Genomic DNA, 17,712 nt, shown 5'->3' on the forward strand with positions numbered 1-17,712 from the left:
AAATATATAAGACCCTCTCAATGTTTTTGAATGTTATATATAATACTATAAAAGACTCTACATAATGTTGGAATGATAGAAAAATTAAACCAATACCAACACCTATAATCATTATAATTAATAATGATGTTTCGGGTGTGACTTTCTCTTTCCATATCGCATCGAGAACTGGCTGTAAAACACAGGTAGAAATTAATAAATAGAAAAGAATTCTATTAAAAGACACATATGCATCTTCTCCCCAAAAATACAACGTAAAGTACATTGAAGAGAATAGTAACATCTGTTGAAAAATTCTTAAGAAAAACAATTTTCAACCTCAGTGAATATTCCTTTAGTATCAACAAACTTACCTTTTATCGGCCTATCGGTATCTTTAAATTCTTTATGGTCAACCAGTAAAACATGTACATCAACTTCTTTAACTGCAATATCAAAGTCTACAAGTTCAACATGCTTAAGTTTTTCAGGAATAGATTTAATATTTGGTTCCACTGCAATCACGCGGCCAGCATGCATTTCTGCGATCTGTTGTGTAATAGCCATTGCAGGGCTCTCACGCAAGTCATCAATATCTGGTTTAAATGCCAGACCGTAACAAGCGACTGTCACTTCTCTTGCTGTTTTATCAGGGTTCGCTTGTAGGAAGTCTGCAATTGCCAATTTAACTTTATTAATCACCCATTCTGGTTTGCCATCATTCACTTTACGTGCAGTGTGGATGATTTGTGCCTCTTCTGGCGTTTTAGACACGATAAACCAAGGGTCAACAGCGATACAGTGGCCGCCTACACCTGGGCCCGGTTGAAGGATGTTGACACGCGGGTGACGGTTTGCGAGTGCAATCAACTCCCATACATTGATGTCTAACTTGTCACAGATGATGGACAGCTCGTTAGCAAAGGCAATTTGTACATCGCGAGAGCTGTTTTCGGTTAGCTTCGCCATTTCTGCCGTGCGAGCATTGGTCACCACACACTCACCTAGAACAAAGGTTTTGTACAATTCAACAGATCGTTCTGAACAACGAGCCGACATACCGCCAATAACGCGGTCGTTTTCTACTAGCTCACGAACAACATGCCCTGGCAGCACGCGCTCTGGACAGTGCGCAACATTAACATCTGCGTTATCACCATGTGTTTGCGGGAAAGTAAGATCCGAACGAGCTTGAGCAAGCCAAGCCGCCATTTGCTCTGTCGCTCCGACAGGAGAAGTGGATTCTAGAATCACCAAGTCGCCTTTTTTTAGCACAGGAGCAATCGCTTTACTTGCTGCTTCTATGTAAGACAGATCTGGTGCTGGTACTTCGCCCTCTTCACAAGGTAAGAACGGGGTTGGTACGGCAATCAAAAACGCATCCGCTGGCTCTGGGGATATTACCGCTTTTAGATAACCTTCGGTAACGGCAGCACTTACGATCATATCAAGATCAGGTTCTACAATGTGGATTCGGCCTTGATTGATAGTATCCACTGCGTGCTGGTTAACATCAATTCCAATCACTTTTTTCTTACGTGATGCAAACATCGCAGCAGTTGGAAGTCCTATATAACCTAGTCCAATAACTGAAATCGTTTCAAACGACATGTTGTATCCTTTCTTATTATTTATTTATTAAATTATTTAAAATATGTGAACATGCATTACCGTCACCATAAGGGTTATGAGCAAAACTCATGGTTTGATACGCTTCACTGTCATTAAGTAATGTATTTAATTCAGCACATATAATATTGGTATTGGTACCTACTAATTTAACCGTCCCTGCTTCGACTGCTTCCGGTCGCTCCGTTGTATCTCGCATTACTAAAACAGGTTTACCTAGTGAAGGGGCTTCTTCTTGAATACCACCCGAATCAGTCAAAATAATATCCGAACGATCCATCAAATAAATAAAGGGTAAATATTGCTGAGGTTCAATTAAGAAAATATTTTTGATATCACTTAAAATACGATTAACGGGTTCACGAACATTCGGGTTTAAATGCATTGGATAAACAATTTGAACATCAGGATTATCTTTTGCTGTCTTCGCTAACGCCTGACAAATACGTTCGAAACCACCGCCAAAACTTTCACGTCGATGACCCGTTACCAAGATCATTTTTTTATTTTCATCTAAAAATGGAAATAAATGCTCAAGCGTTGCTTTAAGATCTAAGTCAGATTCAATTTTTTCTTTCACCATTAATAACGCATCAATAACCGTATTACCTGTTACATAAATATTTTCTGGTGCATAATTTTCTTTGAGAAGATTCTGTTTTGATGTTTCAGTTGGAGCAAAATGATATTGCGTTAAAGCACCTGTTAACTTACGGTTTGCTTCTTCTGGCCAAGGCGAATAAATATTGCCTGTTCTAAGCCCTGCTTCTACGTGACCCACCGCAATCTGCTCATAATATGCAGCTAGACTTGCTGAAAATGTGGTTGCGGTGTCGCCATGAACCAACACAACATCCGGTTTGAACTCCTGAAGAACAGGTTTTAATTCAAGTAAAATACGAGCTGTGACATCATTTAATGTCTGGCCAGCCTTCATAAGATTAAGATCATAGTCGGGCTTGATTTCAAATAAATCTAATACCTGATCTAACATTTCACGATGCTGAGCTGTTACACATACCTTTGCTTCAAAACGTTCATCTTTACCTAAAGCATGAACTAAAGGTGCCATTTTAATAGCTTCTGGACGGGTACCAAAAACGGTTAACACACGTTTTTTTTCCATGTTTAATCCCATTTTTTATAAGATTTAAATTAACTAATACTGAATTTTTTCAACTTAATAAGTCAGACTTTTTGGACACCTGAGACGGTTTTCTTGAAATTTGAGACATAAAAAAACACTAGTGGAAACCGCTAATGCTTTGATATGCAACTTAAATACTATGTTTTAGTGCTATTAGGGGAATAGGTCCTAAAAAAAAAGGGCTTAATTTTCTCTTTTCTCTAAGACCGTATTCTTTTTAATTAAAACACTTAATAATTACTTGCTGTCGTAACTGTAATTATAGTAACCGTAATTTCCACCATAAGTACTGCTTGCCTTACGAATAATGGCGTTAAGAATAAAGCCTTTCACTTCAATACCATTTTGTTCAAAACGGTTTTTAGCTACATCAATTTCTTTGACTGTATTTTGCTCAAATCGACCCACGAGTAATGTTGTACCAACATGCGCACCAACAATTGCAGCGTCCGTTACGGCTAGAATAGGTGGAGTATCAACAATTACCATGTCGTAATTTTGCTGCGCCCACTCAACTAATGCTTTAAAACGAGGATGCATTAACAGTTCTGACGGATTCGGTGGTGTGTCGCCTCGAGGAATGAAATCTAATCCGTCTACACCCGTTTCACGCACAACATTACCAAACTCTTGCTTGCCACATAAGTAATCTGATAAGCCTGGTTTGCTGTCTGTACATAGTTGTGTTTCCATTCGCCCCTTACGCATATCCGCATCGATAACCAGCACTCTCTGCCCAGCTTTGGCGATAACAGACGCCAAGTTTGCAGATACAAAAGATTTACCAATGCCTGGGCTTGGGCCTGAAATCATTAACACGTTATTTTTCGCTTCCATCATCGCAAAGTGCAAACTGGTACGTAAACTACGTAGCGCTTCAATAGATAAGTCAGCAGGGTTGTAAACACTTAATAAGGTTTGCTCTACTGTTAAATTATTTTTCTTACCTTTTTGCTTTTTAAGCAGTTCTGTTTGAGAGTCCGATAACGGAATAGAGGCATATACAGGCAGACCTAATTCTTCAATTTGATCCGGTGTTTCAACACCTTTATGGAACGCTGCGCGAAGTAAAGATATAGCTACCGATAACATACCGCCTAATAGCGTTGCTAAAACAACAATTAACGCTTTTTTAGGTTTAACTGCTTGAGAATACGTTTGTGCACTATCAAGAATACGGACATTACCCACGGTGCTCGCTTTTACAATGCTTAGCTCTTGCACTTTATTTAATAACTCAACATAAATTTGCTGATTAACTTCAACACTTCGTGTTAATCGCAGAATTTCTTGTTGTGTTTTTGGTAGCTTTTCAACACGCTTATTTAAACGTGCTTTTTCCGCTAATAATGTTTTACGTTTATCAAGCAACGCAATATATGCTGGGTGCTCTTTGGTGAAACGCTGTGAGATATCACTTTCTTTAAAGGTTAATTCGTTTAATTGCGCTTCAACATTTACCATGACCTCTAGGGCTGATTTTGCCTCTAAGTTTAAATCAACCGATTCGTTTAATTGTCGATATTGATTTAACCTTTCTTCTGCATTATTTAATTGCGCTTTAATTTCTGGCAGGTGTTTCTTTAAAAACACTAAACTTTTTTCTGCTTCTGCTGAGTTTCGTTCAACATTTTGCAAGAAATAGTTCTGACTGATGTCATTCAGAATATCTTTAATTTCACTACGATTTTCACCTGTCATTGAGAGTTGAAGGATACCCGTTTGTTTCCCTCGCTCACTAATGGATAAATCACGTTGTAAATTTTGAATAGCATCTAATCGGCTAATTTTACTTAAGGTAAATGTCGCTTCATCTTTAGCATGAATATCGGTTACAAATAAGCTAATGCCATTTTGTTCAACTAGCTCACCTACTCGCCCTTGTAAAATTTCACGCCCTTCTGAATTAGCTAACGTATATTTACCTTTTTCACTATTTGTAACTGTTAACACATAGCCATTAGGCTGCATATATTCAGGTAAAATAAAACGTGAAATAGCAATAGAGGCACTTTCTCCACTTAATCGCGCCAGCCCCTTTCCTATTACTGGCATATAATTCGGTGTAGCCACAACGGTGAGATTTAATTTATCAACCGTCTCACCCAGTACCATACGCGATTTAATAATTTCAATTTCAGTTGTTGCTGTTGATTCAGATGAAAATAGCTCTGCCATATCACCACCAAGTGCAGGCATACCTGTACTTTTTTGCTCAACTTGAATCAATGCATCAGCTTTATATACCGGTGTTGCTAGAAGCGCATAAGCAATACCAATAAAAGTGAAGAGCAAGGTGGTTACAATAATGCTCCAACGACTATCAACCAAAATGCCAAATAGTTTACCTAGGTCGATTTCATCACTGGTATTTGGTGTTGCTTTATTTGCTAAATTTTGAGTTAAACTCATGAACAATATTCCATGTCAGTCATATTTTATTCAAGATTGGGTGATGAAATCTTGCCTATTTTAAATCGACAAAACGGTTAACACCTTCAGTTAAGCTATTAAATCCGGTGATAGTTGGTAATAGCTGTTTGATTACACGGTTCCAACGACTAATAGGTGCGGCTGTTACGTAAACAACATCATAAGGCTGTAATTCAAACTCAGTTCCAATCACCAATGCTGTCGCATCTTTAATATTTAATTGGTAAATATCAGCTATAGGATCGTTTGGTTTTTGAGAATCCTTAGAGCGAATAACAAATACGCCTGTTGCATCAGCTTCTAATTCATTGATGCCGCCCACATTACTGAGTGCTTCAGTTAAGCTCATGCCAGCACGGTCAATTTTAAGTAGTTGTGGCTTATTTACTTCGCCCATCACAAACACTTTTTGTGCATCATTACGAGGGACATGCACAATGTCGCCATCTTGTAATAAACGATTTTGAGTTAAATCGCCGCGCTGCATTAGCGCATATAACGATATATTCTGATCTTTACCATTGCGTGTTAACGTCACATTACGCCAATCAGAATCTTCTGCTAAGCCGCCTGATTTGTTAATTGCATCAAGAAGTGTTAAGGGAATATTAGTAATTGCTTGAGGACCAGGTTTTTTTACTTCACCGGTTATATAGGTTTTTTTCGAGCGAAAAGAAGCAACATTGACATCAACTTGCGGTGCTTCAATATAAGCAGCTAACCGACGAGCAATCTCTTTTCTCACTTCAGTAACTGTTTTCCCTGCAACCTTCACTTTACCGATGTAAGGATAGAAAATAGTGCCGTCTGCATGCACCCAGTTACCCGCTTCACTCGCACTACGATACGAACCAGCAGGAATGGTTAATTCAGGATGATCCCAAATAGTGACATTTAAGATATCGCCAACACCAATATGGTATTCGTAATTTTTCAACTCACTATCCAGTATGGTATTGACTTGGGCTGAAACTGGTGTGCTTTTATATTTCGCAACAGTCATCGCTGTTAATGGATAAACATTAATATTATCTAGCGAAGAATCTTCAGCCCCTGCAGTTATTACTTGTTTATTATCTATATTGATATTAGAACCGGGAACACTACAACCAGAAAGTAGTAATGTTATAGATACTGTAGATATGATTTTTCTTGATAAAGTCATGCTTAGCTCACAGCTAGATTATAGGCAATAGTAAATGAGAAATATCTAGATAAGGTGACAAAAAGGTAAGCTACCGCCCTAAGGTTACAGCCCCCCATTCGCTATATACGTTTAAACAACACTATTAAATCAGTTTCATTTAAATAGAAATTTTTGCCGCATCATAATGCAAAATAACGCACCTTAGTAAACCTGTTTTACAAAACGTGTTGCAGGTCACAACATTTACAAGCAAATAAATGGCCGTACATATAAGCTATTGACATGTAACAAAATAAACATGTGTTTATTTTTTGTTACCAACCAGTTGCATACATTTTTTAACTGTGATGTATGTATCAATTTTGCGTAAAAAACGATTGGTAGCAAAAAAATACATTCCTCACAATATGCAACAAACTATATACTCGCCACTTAAAAATCCTATCTCATTTATTTATTTTTTATATACGGTGGCAATAATGAAAAAAATCTTTTTGATGATTCCACTTGCACTTGCTGTATCTAATTCCGTACACGCTTCAACAGATAATCCATGGTATGTAGGTGCTCGCGCTGGTGCTAGCTTCCTAACCAATATGGATGACGCTGTGACTTCAGTGACTGAAATTCAAGATACAAATTTTGCAGGCGGTATTTTTGCTGGTTACCAAGTAACACCTTGGTTTGCATTAGAAACAGGTTACACGCATCTAGGTAATGCAAAATTAGATAACGGACAAGGAAGTTACGAAGCTCAAGGTGCAGATCTTGTGACTAAGTTTTCTTTCTCTGCAACTGACAGCTTAGATATTTATGCTAAAGCAGGTGCTTTTTACTACGACTGGAATGCTATTGGTTCTGGTGTGAAAAACAGTGATAACGGTTGGGCGCCTACCGCAGGTGCAGGCCTTGAATACTTTATTAATAAAAACCTGTCAACACGCCTTGAATACCAATATTACAACGATGTAGGTGGTCCTGATATTCATTTTGCAGGTCTTGGTCTAGCGTATCACTGGGGAGCACCAGCTCCTGTTGTGGCACCAGAGCCTGTTTATGTTGATCAAGTAACAGTAACCACACTTGAAGAACTAAAACTAACCGTTCCTTTTGCTTTTGATAGCAGCACAATCACAGCTGGTGATGCAGCAAAATTAGCACCTTTTGAGCAACGCTTAAAAGATCAAGATGCAGCACAAATCTACGTTATTGGTCATACCGATAGCCGTGGTTCTGAAGCTTATAACCAAAAGCTTTCTGAAAAACGTGCCCAAGTTGTGGCAGATGCACTTCGTCAACACCTGAATGTAAGTGAAACACGCATTATCGCTCAAGGTCGCGGTGAATCAGATCCTGTTGCGTCAAACCAAACCGAAGAAGGTCGCGCACAAAACCGCCGTGTAGATATTATTTCTCCATCTATTGATGTTGAAACTGTAACGCAAGTGATTGCTGAATAATTTATTCACACATCCATTCAAATTTATCGCTTCATAAATAAGGAATAGATATGAAGATCAAACTATTATCAACAATCATTGCTGGCGTTATCCTTGCCGGTTGTGGTAGCGACAATAACAACAGTGTTACACCTGAAGTTAAATCAGCATCAGTACAAGCTTATGATGGTGCTATTTGGGGTATTCAAGGTATTTATAACTGTGGTAACGGTGATAAAGTTGCAGGCCTAACCAATTACGATGGTTTCGTAAAAATTACTGATGCTACTTTTGTAGACGCTCCAGAACAATGCTCGTTCACCTTTAAGCCAAACGGTACAGTAACACCACAAGACACATCAAATGGTAAGTTCTTACCAAACCTTGTGCTAAAGGCGCCTAAAGGGTTATTTAAGAAAGGCGAAGCAGCTACCGCATCACCTCTTTCAACGCTTATAGCTAACAAGCTTGGCGATCAACCTTACGATGAGGCAACTGCAACAGAGGTTCTAGAATCACTAAGTTTAGGTGATATTGCTAATGACTGTGGTATTTCTGTAACTGAACTTCTAACTGATACTGATGGTGCAGTGAAGAAACTTGCGGCTAACCCTGACTTTTCTGATATTCACAGTAAGTTAATTGCGACTACACATGTACTTGCAGATACACTTGCAGCACAACCTAATGCATCAACAGATGAAGTAACCAAAGCAACTAAATTGCTAGCTGAAACAACATTAAAAGAGCATCCAAATTACCCAACAAGTAAAGATAATAAACCTGTATATGTTGAGTTAGCAGATATTCTAGCTGATGAAGAGACATTTAAATCAGTAAAAGACGCTGAAACTGTCGAAGATATTCAAAAAATCCCGGCTTTAGATAAAGCAATCAAGAATCCTACAGAAGCAAAAATACCTGATCGTCCTGCGGATCCAGATGCCCTTCCAACTGGTGGTACTGGTGGTGGTACTGGTGGTGGTGACGGTTCATCAGGCGGTACTGGTAACTAATCATTACCCTAAAAAACTAAGGCACCTTCGGGTGCCTTTTGTTGTTTGTTTATATGTGCGATATTTATATCTTGTTACACGGAAGTCGATCATGAATTCACTCCCATCTCTGCATCATTCATTATTATCATTAAGTGTTTTGGCTGCACTAGCCTCACCACAGGTTCACGCTTCACCTGTTGATATTCTTCCTTCAAGCCAAAGTTATACTGGCTTAATGTTTACCCCTAATGCCCAAGTGATAAAAACGGGAGATATTAGTCTTTCTTTCCACCAAGGTGTGCCCTATCGCCAATCTATCAGCCAGTTGGATAACTGGTTTGTAGCTACTGGCTTATTTCCTTACTTAGAAGTCGGTGGTCGTATCGTAACGAAAACATACGATACCAATCTGTATACTGAGAAAGATGGTGGAATTCGTGATTTATCCGCCTCTGCAAAATTTCAATTACCATACATTTATGACTTAACAGGTTTTAATATTGCTATTGGTGCACAAGATATCGGTGGTGCTGCCAATAACTTTGATACTAAATACATTGTGGCAGATAAAAGCTTTGACACATTATCACTACGTTTAAGTGGCGGTTATGGTAGCTCTGTGCTTGCCAATGGCATTATGGATGGTCCTTTTGCTGGTGCTGAATGGCAACCACTTTCATTTATTCAGTTAACGGCAGAATACGATGCAGCTGAGTTTAATAGTAATGCCAAACTGTTTACTCCACAGGGCTTATTGCCATGGGGAAGTCAATTAAGCCTTGATTACCAGCTTTATACTGGGCATGAGCGCAGCGAGCAAGATGTATGGGGCGTTAATTTTTCTGTTCCTTTAATGGGTTATAACGACAATAAAGCTCTTGATCTTGCCACCAGCAAAAATGAGCAGTTAGCCCAAAAGGTAAATCAACAATTAGCCGAATCAAGTACTGCAAGCTTAGCAAACCTGATTGATGCTTTAAAAAATGAAGGCTTTGTTAATTTAAACCTTGGCTATCGCAATAATAAAATGGTGGTGGCATTAGAAAACCGTCGTTACAACCACAACCAAATGGATGGTGTTGGTGTTGCATTAGGTATTATTGCCAGCAAAGCAGGTGAAGGCGTATTTAGCGATCTGGCGGCATTGATCAAACAATCTGATGACACCGCTAAAGTTGCAAATACTCAAGATCAAAATATTGAATTGATTTTACTTACTAATGGCCTTCCGATGTTTACGGTTAACACTGAGAGCCAATGTTACCGTGAGTTCATCCAATCAGATGTACCTTGCGATCAATTAAGCTTTAACACGATTAGTGCTAAACCAAACTTTGACCAAACGACCTGGTTATACCAAACCATGAATAACGGTTTCGGGCGTAGCCAAGTCATTTTATCGCCAGCATTAAATCACCGCACAGCAACAGAATATGGTTTCTTCGATTATTCTTTAGCGCTTGCAGCGAACCTTTATACCCCATTATGGCAAGGTGCTGCCGTTGATCTACGTTACATGGTACCTATTGCCAATAGTGATGATTTTGACGAAGGTGGCTTATGGCACCAAGAAGCATTTGAGAATAAATTAGATCGTGCACTTGTTCATCAAGCCTTCAAACTACCACAAAATATTATTACTCAATTTAGTGGTGGCTACATGATGGGTGGCTACTGGGGTGGTGTTAATGAAACACAGTGGTACTCACCGCAAGGCTCACACATGCTAGGTTTTGAAGCAAGCAAGTTTGTACCTAAAGATGAATATGATACTCGTGGTAAAAAAATTGCTGATAAGCAAAGTTTAATCGCAAACTACACTTACTCTCTACCGGAATACAACTGGCAACTTGGTATTCAGGCGGGTGAATATTTCCAAGGAGATGTTGGTGCTCGTGTAACATCAAACCACTGGTTAGGTGATACAAAACTTAGCATTAACTACCTTACGTCAAAAGCAAAAGGCAGTAGTGAATATGAAGACTTCGTCGCTGTTAGTATCGCTATTCCACTAACACCTTGGCGTGATATGAAGCCTGATTATGTTCAGGTTCGTGGTATTGATCAGTTTGTTTACTCATTGCAAACCCGTGTAGGTGAAAGTCACAATAACTTAAATACCGGATTAGGTGCGACATCGGACCTACAACACAATATTGTTCGTCAGTATGAAAACCGTGGTCGATTATCACCAGCCTACTTTAAAGCTAATATTCAACGTTTAAGAAATGCATATATTAAATATGTCAAAGTGGCAGTAGAGTAAAAATAAAAGGATGAGGTATCAACACCTCATCCTTTCTTTTAGCGGCAATCATACAGATTCGATTAATTACAGCTTTGCTGCCAATTCTACGCCTTGGCGAATAACACGCTTCGCATCCACTTCCCCCGCAACATCGGCGCCACCAATCACATGAACATTGATCCCATGATCTGCAAGTTTTTCAGATAACTCTTCAACAGATGTTTGCCCTGTACAAAGCACAATATGATCTACGGGTAATAAACGAGATTGCCCTTCAACAGTAATATGTAATCCATCATCATCTATTTTGTCGTAGCTAACACCACCGAGTAACTCAACACCACGTTTTTCAAGAGTGCGACGATGGATCCAGCCCGTTGTTCTACCCGGACCTTTACCAACCTTGCCTGGTTTGCGCTGCATTAACCACACTTGACGAGGGCTAATGTAATCATCATGAGGTAATAAGCCACCTTCATTTTGAAGGGATTGATCGATCCCCCACTCTTCAAGCCATTGAGATAAATCTTGATTTTCTGGCTCTGTTAACATGGTTGAGACATCAACCCCAATGCCACCAGCACCAATAACAGCTACTTTATTACCAAGTTGAACTTTATCTCTGATCAACGTTTGATAATCGATAACCTTTGGATTATCAACACCAGGTATGGCTGGAATACGAGGTTTTACACCCGTAGCCACAATCACTTCATCATAGTTAATTAAATCTAACTCTGTCACTGTAAACCCAAGCTTTACATTAACGCCTGTTTGTTCAAGTCGACGGGTAAAATAGCGAATGGTTTCTTTAAACTCTTCTTTACCCGGAATTTGCATCGCTAAATTAAATTGTCCGCCTACGTGATCATTTTTCTCAAACAGATCGACACTAAATCCCCTCTCAGCAGCAGCGACTGCACATGCCATACCGGCAGGACCTGCTCCAACAATCGCCACTTTTCGATTATGCGCTGTTGGTGTTAATACCAGTTCGGTCTCATAGCAGGCTTGAGGATTTACTAAGCAACTGGCACGTTTACCTACAAAAGCATGATCTAAACACGCCTGATTACAGCCAATACAGGTATTAATATCATCCGCACGATCTTGCTCTGCTTTATTTACAAATTCAGGATCGGCAAGAAACGGCCTTGCCATCGATACCATATCAGCTTGACCTGACGAGAGAATATCTTCAGCTACTTGTGGAGTATTGATGCGATTACACGTCACTAACGGAATAGAGACTTCTTTTTTAAGCTTTTCTGTTACCCATGCAAACGCTGCTCTCGGTACTTGCGTTGCAATGGTTGGGATACGTGCTTCATGCCAGCCAATACCAGTGTTTAAAATAGTAACACCCGCTTTTTCAAGTGCTTTTGCTAACATCACTACTTCTTCATGGGTACTGCCTTGCTCGACTAAATCAAGCATAGAAAGGCGGAAGATAATAATAAAATCACTCCCAACTCGTGCGCGTACCGCTTTTACAATTTCAAGCGGGAAACGAATACGGTTTTCGTAACTTCCGCCCCAGTCATCATAGCGGCAATTAGAACGTTTACAGATAAACTGATTAATTAAATAACCCTCAGATCCCATTAGCTCGACGCCATCGTAGCCCGCTTCTCGTGCAAGCTCAGCACTTTTCGCAAATGCATCGATGGTTTTCAGTATTTGACGCTCTGACATTTTGCTTGGCGTAAACTTAGAAATTGGCGAGCGAATAGCTGATGCACTTACCGCAAAAGGAGACATTGCATAACGCCCAGCATGAAGCAATTGCAGGGCTATTTTTCCACCTTCTTGATGAACAGCATCGGTAATGGTTTTATGTGCACGTGCTGCACGCGATGAGCTAAATTCCGCACTGAAAGGATGAAGCCTGCCACGAAAATTAGGAGAGAAACCGCCTGTTACAATTAGCCCAACCCCACCACGAGCGCGAGCAGCATAAAAAGCAGCTAACTTTTTAAAACCGTCCCGTGATTCTTCTAGCCCAGTATGCATTGAGCCCATTAACACACGATTTCGTAGGGTAGTGAAACCAAGATCCAATGGCGCTAACAAATGAGGATATGCTTTATTGTCCATGGCTTTTGCTTCTCTTTATTATTATGGTCTGACCAGTATATTAATCTCACACCACCATTTCAAACATTTGTTTACATAAAATTAACAACATCACATTTCTTATGATTTATCGACCTTATTATCACCCCAATTTATTAAGGTTTCCCTTTAGATATAAAGACGTAATGGTAAAAGTACTGAAATTACAAGATGAGTGCGCTAGGATATGCCATAAGAATCACTATAGAGATCATTCATGAAAGCCATATTCAAAGGGATTGGAACGTTTTTCCAAGCGATCTGGAAGCTGATAAATTTCACCCGCAAGTTTGTTCTTAACCTCATTTTCTTAGTTATCGTCGGAGCGATCTTTTTTGCTCTAAGCAGTGACGATGATAGCGTTAATAAACCTGATGCATCTGCGCTTGTACTTGATTTATCAGGTCCAATCGTTGAACAGAAGAATTATGACAACCCATTAGATAGCGTTGTCAGTGATGTAATGGGTCAACCACCAGTTAAACAAAATGTACTGTTCGATATTGTTGAAGCCATTCGTACTGCTGCAACTGATAGTTCAATTACAGGTCTTGTTTTAAACCTGAAAAACATGCCTGAAACCAGCTTGACTAAACTGCGTTATATCGCCAAAGCCATCCAAGAATTCAAAGCCTCTGGCAAACCCGTTTATGCTTACGGCGGTCACTACAGTCAAAGCCAATACTACCTAGCCAGTTATGCCGACAAAATTTTCATGTCACCTGACGGTGGAGTGATGTTAACAGGCTACGGCACTTATACTCTTTACTATAAATCGCTCTTAGAAAAGTTAGATGTGACGACTCACGTATTCCGTGTTGGTACTTACAAATCCTTTGTTGAGCCCTACATTCGTGACGGCATGTCAGCAGCAGCAAAAGAAGCAAACACCGTTTGGCTCGATCAATTATGGGCTGCTTATACTTCTGATGTTGCGAAAAACCGCAATATTGATGCAGCAACACTAACCCCTGAAATGGATAATTTCATTGAGCAATTAACGGCAGTAAAAGGTGACTTTGCCCAATTAAGCAAAAAAATGGGATTGGTCGATGAATTAGTGACGCGTCCACAATTGAGCCAAATCCTAATTAAAGCCTTTGGTGACAATGGTGAGCATAGCTTCAAACAAATCAGCTACTACGATTACCTATCAATGCTTGTTGACGATCAAGCACCGTCTAAAAATAAAGTCGCCGTCGTTGTTGCAAGTGGCGCTATCGTTGATGGTAAAAGCAGTCAAGGCACTGCAGGTGGCGATACTATTGCGGGATTACTACGCAAAGCCCGTTTTGATAAAGATGTAAAATCGGTGATCTTACGTGTTGATAGCCCAGGAGGTAGCGCATTTGCATCTGAAGTGATCCGTGATGAAGTAGATGCATTAAAAGAAGCCGGAAAACCGGTTGTTGTATCAATGTCGAGTGTCGCTGCATCTGGCGGTTACTGGATCTCATCAAGTGCAGATAAAATCATTGCTCAACCAACTACAATTACAGGCTCGATTGGTATCTTTGCGATTCTCACCACATTTGAGAAAAGCTTAGAAAAACTCGGGGTTTACAGCGATGGCGTAGGGACAACCCCATTTGCTGGTGTCGGTGTCACTCGTGCACTGCCAGAAGATATCGGTAAAGTGTTCCAAATGGGTGTCGATAATGGCTATCAACGCTTTATTGGACTCGTTAGTAAATACCGTCATATGTCATTGGAGCAAGCAGATAAGATTGCCCAAGGCCGTGTATGGACAGGTAAAGATGCCAAAGAACGTGGCTTAGTTGATGAATTAGGCGATTTTGATACCGCAATCACTGAAGCTGTCGCTTTAGCGAAAGTGGATAATTATCAACTCGTTTGGATGCAACAGCCACTATCGCCTATCCAACAATTCTTTAAAGAAATGTCAGGTGAAGTCAAAGCACAAGTGGTTGCAATGGTACTTGGCGATACCCCGAATGCATTCGCACCTGTGACAAAAGTTGCTAAGGATCTAACCTCTTTAAGTAACTTTAACGATCCAAACGGTCGTTATGCGTTCTGTTTAAACTGCAGTACCGTTAACTAACTTTCTCGTCCAACACTGATATTCATAAAGCCCAACTTTCATGTTGGGCTTTTTATTTACGTATCATTTATAAGTTATTAACACTATAAATAACAATAAAATAAGCACACTTCACTGAGATCACATTTCAAAACAATAAATCAAACCACCAAAAAGGGTTAACTCGCATCTTCATGCAGTTTGAGTATAATGCGCACACCAACCGTTAACTCTGTGCTGAAAAATGGAAAGAAAACATATTTATATCGCCTACACTGGCGGCACCATTGGTATGCAAAAATCTGATCATGGATATATTCCTGTTGCTGGCTTTATGCAGAAGCAGTTAGAGAGCATGCCTGAATTCCATCGCCCAGAAATGCCTGAGTTCACTATTCATGAATACGCTCCATTAATCGATTCATCGGATATGACACCAGCGGATTGGCAACGCATTGCTGACGATATTAAAGATAACTACGACAAGTATGATGGATTCGTGATCCTACATGGTACTGATACCATGGCATACACAGCGTCAGCGTTATCTTTTATGTTCGAGAATTTAGATAAACCCGTGATTGTGACAGGCTCACAAATCCCACTGGTTGAACTTCGCTCTGATGGCCAAAGTAACCTGCTTAATGCACTCCATATTGCAGCGAACTACCCAATTAATGAAGTGACAGTATTCTTCAATAACCAATTGATCCGTGGTAACCGCAGTACCAAAGCACATGCTGATGGTTTCGGTGCGTTTATTTCACCTAACCTTCCGCCATTACTTGAAGCGGGCATTAACATTACGGTTAATAACGTCACTGAATTAAACAAAAAGCCAGAGGGTGAATTTAAAGTACACAACATTACGCCTCAACCTATTGGCGTGATCACCATGTACCCAGGGATCTCACCAGAAGTGATCCGTAATACATTACGTCAACCCGTTAATGCGATGATCTTACTCACCTTTGGCGTGGGTAATGCCCCACAAAACAAAGAGTTATTAGAGCAATTAAAAGAAGCATCGGATCGTGGCGTGATTGTGATGAACCTGACGCAATGTCTATCAGGTAAAGTGAATATGGGTGGTTACGCAACAGGCTGTGCGCTGGCAGATGCTGGTGTATTAAGTGGTTATGATATGACACCAGAAGCCGCTCTAGCGAAATTACACTTCTTATTAAGCCAAGATTTACCGTTAGAGACAATGCGCACGTTAATGCAGCAAGATCTCCGTGGTGAATTAACTCATTAAGCCATGTTTTTAAATAAAAAAGAGCCGTTGCGGCTCTTTTTTATTTCCATCAATTCTCAGAATAAAGACACCATTATTCCAAGATTTTCTAACCGAACTACACTTACAGCTAATATCATTGACTGTTCATGGGTTGGAAACGATTATGATTTTACATGGTGCATCCATTTCACCCTTTGTTCGAAAAATCATGCTAGCGCTAAATTACAAAGGGATACGCTATGAACTTCAGCCCCTCAACCCTTTCTTAGAAAAAGAGCTTGCTCATAAACGTCATCCAATGGGGAAAGTGCCAGTACTAGAACATGATGATATAACCGTTATCGATTCAACCGTGATTGCCCATTATCTTGATGATACATTCCCAGTCCCGCCTTTATACCCTGGAGATGCCAAGCAACGAGCACAAATTCGCTGGTTTGAGGCCTATGCCAGTACCCGACTCACTTCACTCATTGGTGGTGTTTTGTTTTATCAAAAAATTTTACGGGCAAAAATGCAGGATAAGCCCTGTGATGAGGAAGCCGTTGAACAGTGCATTCACCACCACCTGCCTAATGTCTTAAATTATTTAGAAGAGCAGTTACCCGAAATCGATTATGTCGGTGATCATTTTTCAATGGCAGAGATTAGCTTATGGAGTATTTTCCGGTGCGGTTGGATGGCAGGGCTAAGGCTACAACCTCATTACCCTATCCTACATAGCTATTTACAGCGAATAGAACAAGAACCTTGGATTGCAAACTTTGTCGCAGAAGAAGATCATCAACTACAAAGTTTTTATTGTGAAGCGATGATCTTACCCAACCAACGTGACAATGTTTAGCTTACAGATCGTCGTGTTCAAAACGTGCAATATCTGACGATGGCGCTAATTCATCACCTTGTGTTGTTGCAAATTCACGTTTGAACTCAGCTTTGGTCTTAAATTTTATTTCTCCACCAGCAGCAACCGTCATATGCTGCGCTTCCGTATTGTATCGAGATTGGTACAGCATCACAGCCTGCATTGCAGAGTCTCGCTGAGCCGAAGTTAATGGCGTACCATCAGGCCATTTACCTGTTTCTACAGCAAATGACATTCGCTCATAGACTTCTGGTGTCATTGCTGCCAATAATTTAGACACATCCATTATTTCATCCTTCTGTTAACTTCCACACACAACATCAATACATTGCTGTAGCTTATAAAACACGTAATCTCAGTCAATGCGATACTGTAAAACTGCAATCACGATCACATCTTGATAGTTTTATCTAAATAAATTCAACATA

12 protein-coding genes are annotated in these 17,712 nt (G+C 40.0%); 6 read left to right on the top strand and 6 right to left on the bottom strand.

Features of this window, described 5'->3' with window-relative positions:
• Nucleotides 1-297: 297 nt before the first annotated feature.
• The 4 genes from wecC to Q7657_RS19325 form a co-directional block, all read right to left on the bottom strand.
• Nucleotides 298-1,590 carry a UDP-N-acetyl-D-mannosamine dehydrogenase gene (wecC, locus tag Q7657_RS19310; protein WP_107165431.1) on the bottom strand — a complete coding sequence of 431 codons (1,293 nt, stop codon included), beginning with the start codon at nucleotides 1,588-1,590 and terminating at the stop codon, nucleotides 298-300.
• A gap of 16 nt (nucleotides 1,591-1,606) precedes the next feature.
• The gene (wecB, locus tag Q7657_RS19315) at nucleotides 1,607-2,734 is read right to left on the bottom strand and encodes a non-hydrolyzing UDP-N-acetylglucosamine 2-epimerase (protein ID WP_107165432.1); all 1,128 of its coding nucleotides are present in this window, start codon (nucleotides 2,732-2,734) and stop codon (nucleotides 1,607-1,609) included.
• Nucleotides 2,735-2,992: 258 nt separating this feature from the next.
• Nucleotides 2,993-5,167, bottom strand: a complete 2,175-nt coding sequence (locus Q7657_RS19320) for a polysaccharide biosynthesis tyrosine autokinase (protein WP_107165433.1) — start codon at nucleotides 5,165-5,167, stop codon at nucleotides 2,993-2,995.
• 55 nt (nucleotides 5,168-5,222) lie between these two features.
• Entirely contained in the window at nucleotides 5,223-6,353 is a 1,131-nt protein-coding gene (locus Q7657_RS19325; RefSeq protein ID WP_107165434.1) for a polysaccharide export protein, read from the bottom strand.
• 461 nt (nucleotides 6,354-6,814) lie between these two features.
• Here Q7657_RS19325 and Q7657_RS19330 point away from each other — a divergent pair, with 461 nt between their 5' ends.
• The 3 genes from Q7657_RS19330 (at nucleotide 6,815) to Q7657_RS19340 (ending at nucleotide 11,038) form a co-directional block, all read left to right on the top strand.
• A complete protein-coding gene (locus Q7657_RS19330) occupies nucleotides 6,815-7,795 on the top strand; it encodes an OmpA family protein (RefSeq protein ID WP_107165435.1) in 981 nt (326 codons plus the stop codon).
• Nucleotides 7,796-7,845: 50 nt separating this feature from the next.
• Nucleotides 7,846-8,790 (top strand): excinuclease ATPase subunit, encoded by a 945-nt coding sequence (locus Q7657_RS19335; RefSeq protein ID WP_498827376.1) that lies wholly within the window; start codon nucleotides 7,846-7,848, stop codon nucleotides 8,788-8,790.
• A 91-nt stretch (nucleotides 8,791-8,881) separates the two neighbouring features.
• Nucleotides 8,882-11,038, top strand: coding sequence for a YjbH domain-containing protein (locus tag Q7657_RS19340; RefSeq protein WP_107165437.1), 2,157 nt, complete (start codon nucleotides 8,882-8,884; stop codon nucleotides 11,036-11,038).
• 66 nt (nucleotides 11,039-11,104) lie between these two features.
• Here Q7657_RS19340 and Q7657_RS19345 read toward each other — a convergent pair whose 3' ends face one another.
• The gene (locus Q7657_RS19345; RefSeq protein ID WP_107165438.1) at nucleotides 11,105-13,117 is read right to left on the bottom strand and encodes an NADPH-dependent 2,4-dienoyl-CoA reductase; all 2,013 of its coding nucleotides are present in this window, start codon (nucleotides 13,115-13,117) and stop codon (nucleotides 11,105-11,107) included.
• A 235-nt stretch (nucleotides 13,118-13,352) separates the two neighbouring features.
• On the opposite strand from Q7657_RS19345, the gene sppA reads away from it, so the two are divergent.
• From sppA to Q7657_RS19360, 3 genes are all read left to right on the top strand, one after another.
• Entirely contained in the window at nucleotides 13,353-15,200 is a 1,848-nt protein-coding gene (sppA, locus tag Q7657_RS19350) for a signal peptide peptidase SppA (protein WP_107165439.1), read from the top strand.
• A 223-nt stretch (nucleotides 15,201-15,423) separates the two neighbouring features.
• A complete protein-coding gene (gene ansA, locus Q7657_RS19355) occupies nucleotides 15,424-16,437 on the top strand; it encodes an asparaginase (protein WP_107165440.1) in 1,014 nt (337 codons plus the stop codon).
• A 145-nt stretch (nucleotides 16,438-16,582) separates the two neighbouring features.
• Entirely contained in the window at nucleotides 16,583-17,263 is a 681-nt protein-coding gene (locus Q7657_RS19360; RefSeq protein ID WP_107165441.1) for a glutathione S-transferase family protein, read from the top strand.
• Between the two features lies 1 nt (nucleotide 17,264).
• Here Q7657_RS19360 and Q7657_RS19365 read toward each other — a convergent pair whose 3' ends face one another.
• Nucleotides 17,265-17,570, bottom strand: coding sequence for a YeaC family protein (locus tag Q7657_RS19365; protein ID WP_053987037.1), 306 nt, complete (start codon nucleotides 17,568-17,570; stop codon nucleotides 17,265-17,267).
• Nucleotides 17,571-17,712: the final 142 nt, after the last annotated feature.

It is taken from the genome of Candidatus Photobacterium acropomis, from assembly GCF_030685555.1.
Lineage (GTDB): Bacteria > Pseudomonadota > Gammaproteobacteria > Enterobacterales > Vibrionaceae > Photobacterium > Photobacterium lucens.

Bases quoted from the DNA above. Each gene is read 5' to 3' on its own strand.
- wecC (WP_107165431.1), bottom strand. From the start codon at position 1,590: ATGTCGTTTGAAACGATTTCAGTTATTGGACTAGGTTATATAGGACTT.
- wecB (WP_107165432.1), bottom strand. From the start codon at position 2,734: ATGGAAAAAAAACGTGTGTTAACCGTTTTTGGTACCCGTCCAGAAGCT.
- Q7657_RS19320 (WP_107165433.1), bottom strand. From the start codon at position 5,167: ATGAGTTTAACTCAAAATTTAGCAAATAAAGCAACACCAAATACCAGT.
- Q7657_RS19325 (WP_107165434.1), bottom strand. From the start codon at position 6,353: ATGACTTTATCAAGAAAAATCATATCTACAGTATCTATAACATTACTA.
- Q7657_RS19330 (WP_107165435.1), top strand. From the start codon at position 6,815: ATGAAAAAAATCTTTTTGATGATTCCACTTGCACTTGCTGTATCTAAT.
- Q7657_RS19335 (WP_498827376.1), top strand. From the start codon at position 7,846: ATGAAGATCAAACTATTATCAACAATCATTGCTGGCGTTATCCTTGCC.
- Q7657_RS19340 (WP_107165437.1), top strand. From the start codon at position 8,882: ATGAATTCACTCCCATCTCTGCATCATTCATTATTATCATTAAGTGTT.
- Q7657_RS19345 (WP_107165438.1), bottom strand. From the start codon at position 13,117: ATGGACAATAAAGCATATCCTCATTTGTTAGCGCCATTGGATCTTGGT.
- sppA (WP_107165439.1), top strand. From the start codon at position 13,353: ATGAAAGCCATATTCAAAGGGATTGGAACGTTTTTCCAAGCGATCTGG.
- ansA (WP_107165440.1), top strand. From the start codon at position 15,424: ATGGAAAGAAAACATATTTATATCGCCTACACTGGCGGCACCATTGGT.
- Q7657_RS19360 (WP_107165441.1), top strand. From the start codon at position 16,583: ATGATTTTACATGGTGCATCCATTTCACCCTTTGTTCGAAAAATCATG.
- Q7657_RS19365 (WP_053987037.1), bottom strand. From the start codon at position 17,570: ATGGATGTGTCTAAATTATTGGCAGCAATGACACCAGAAGTCTATGAG.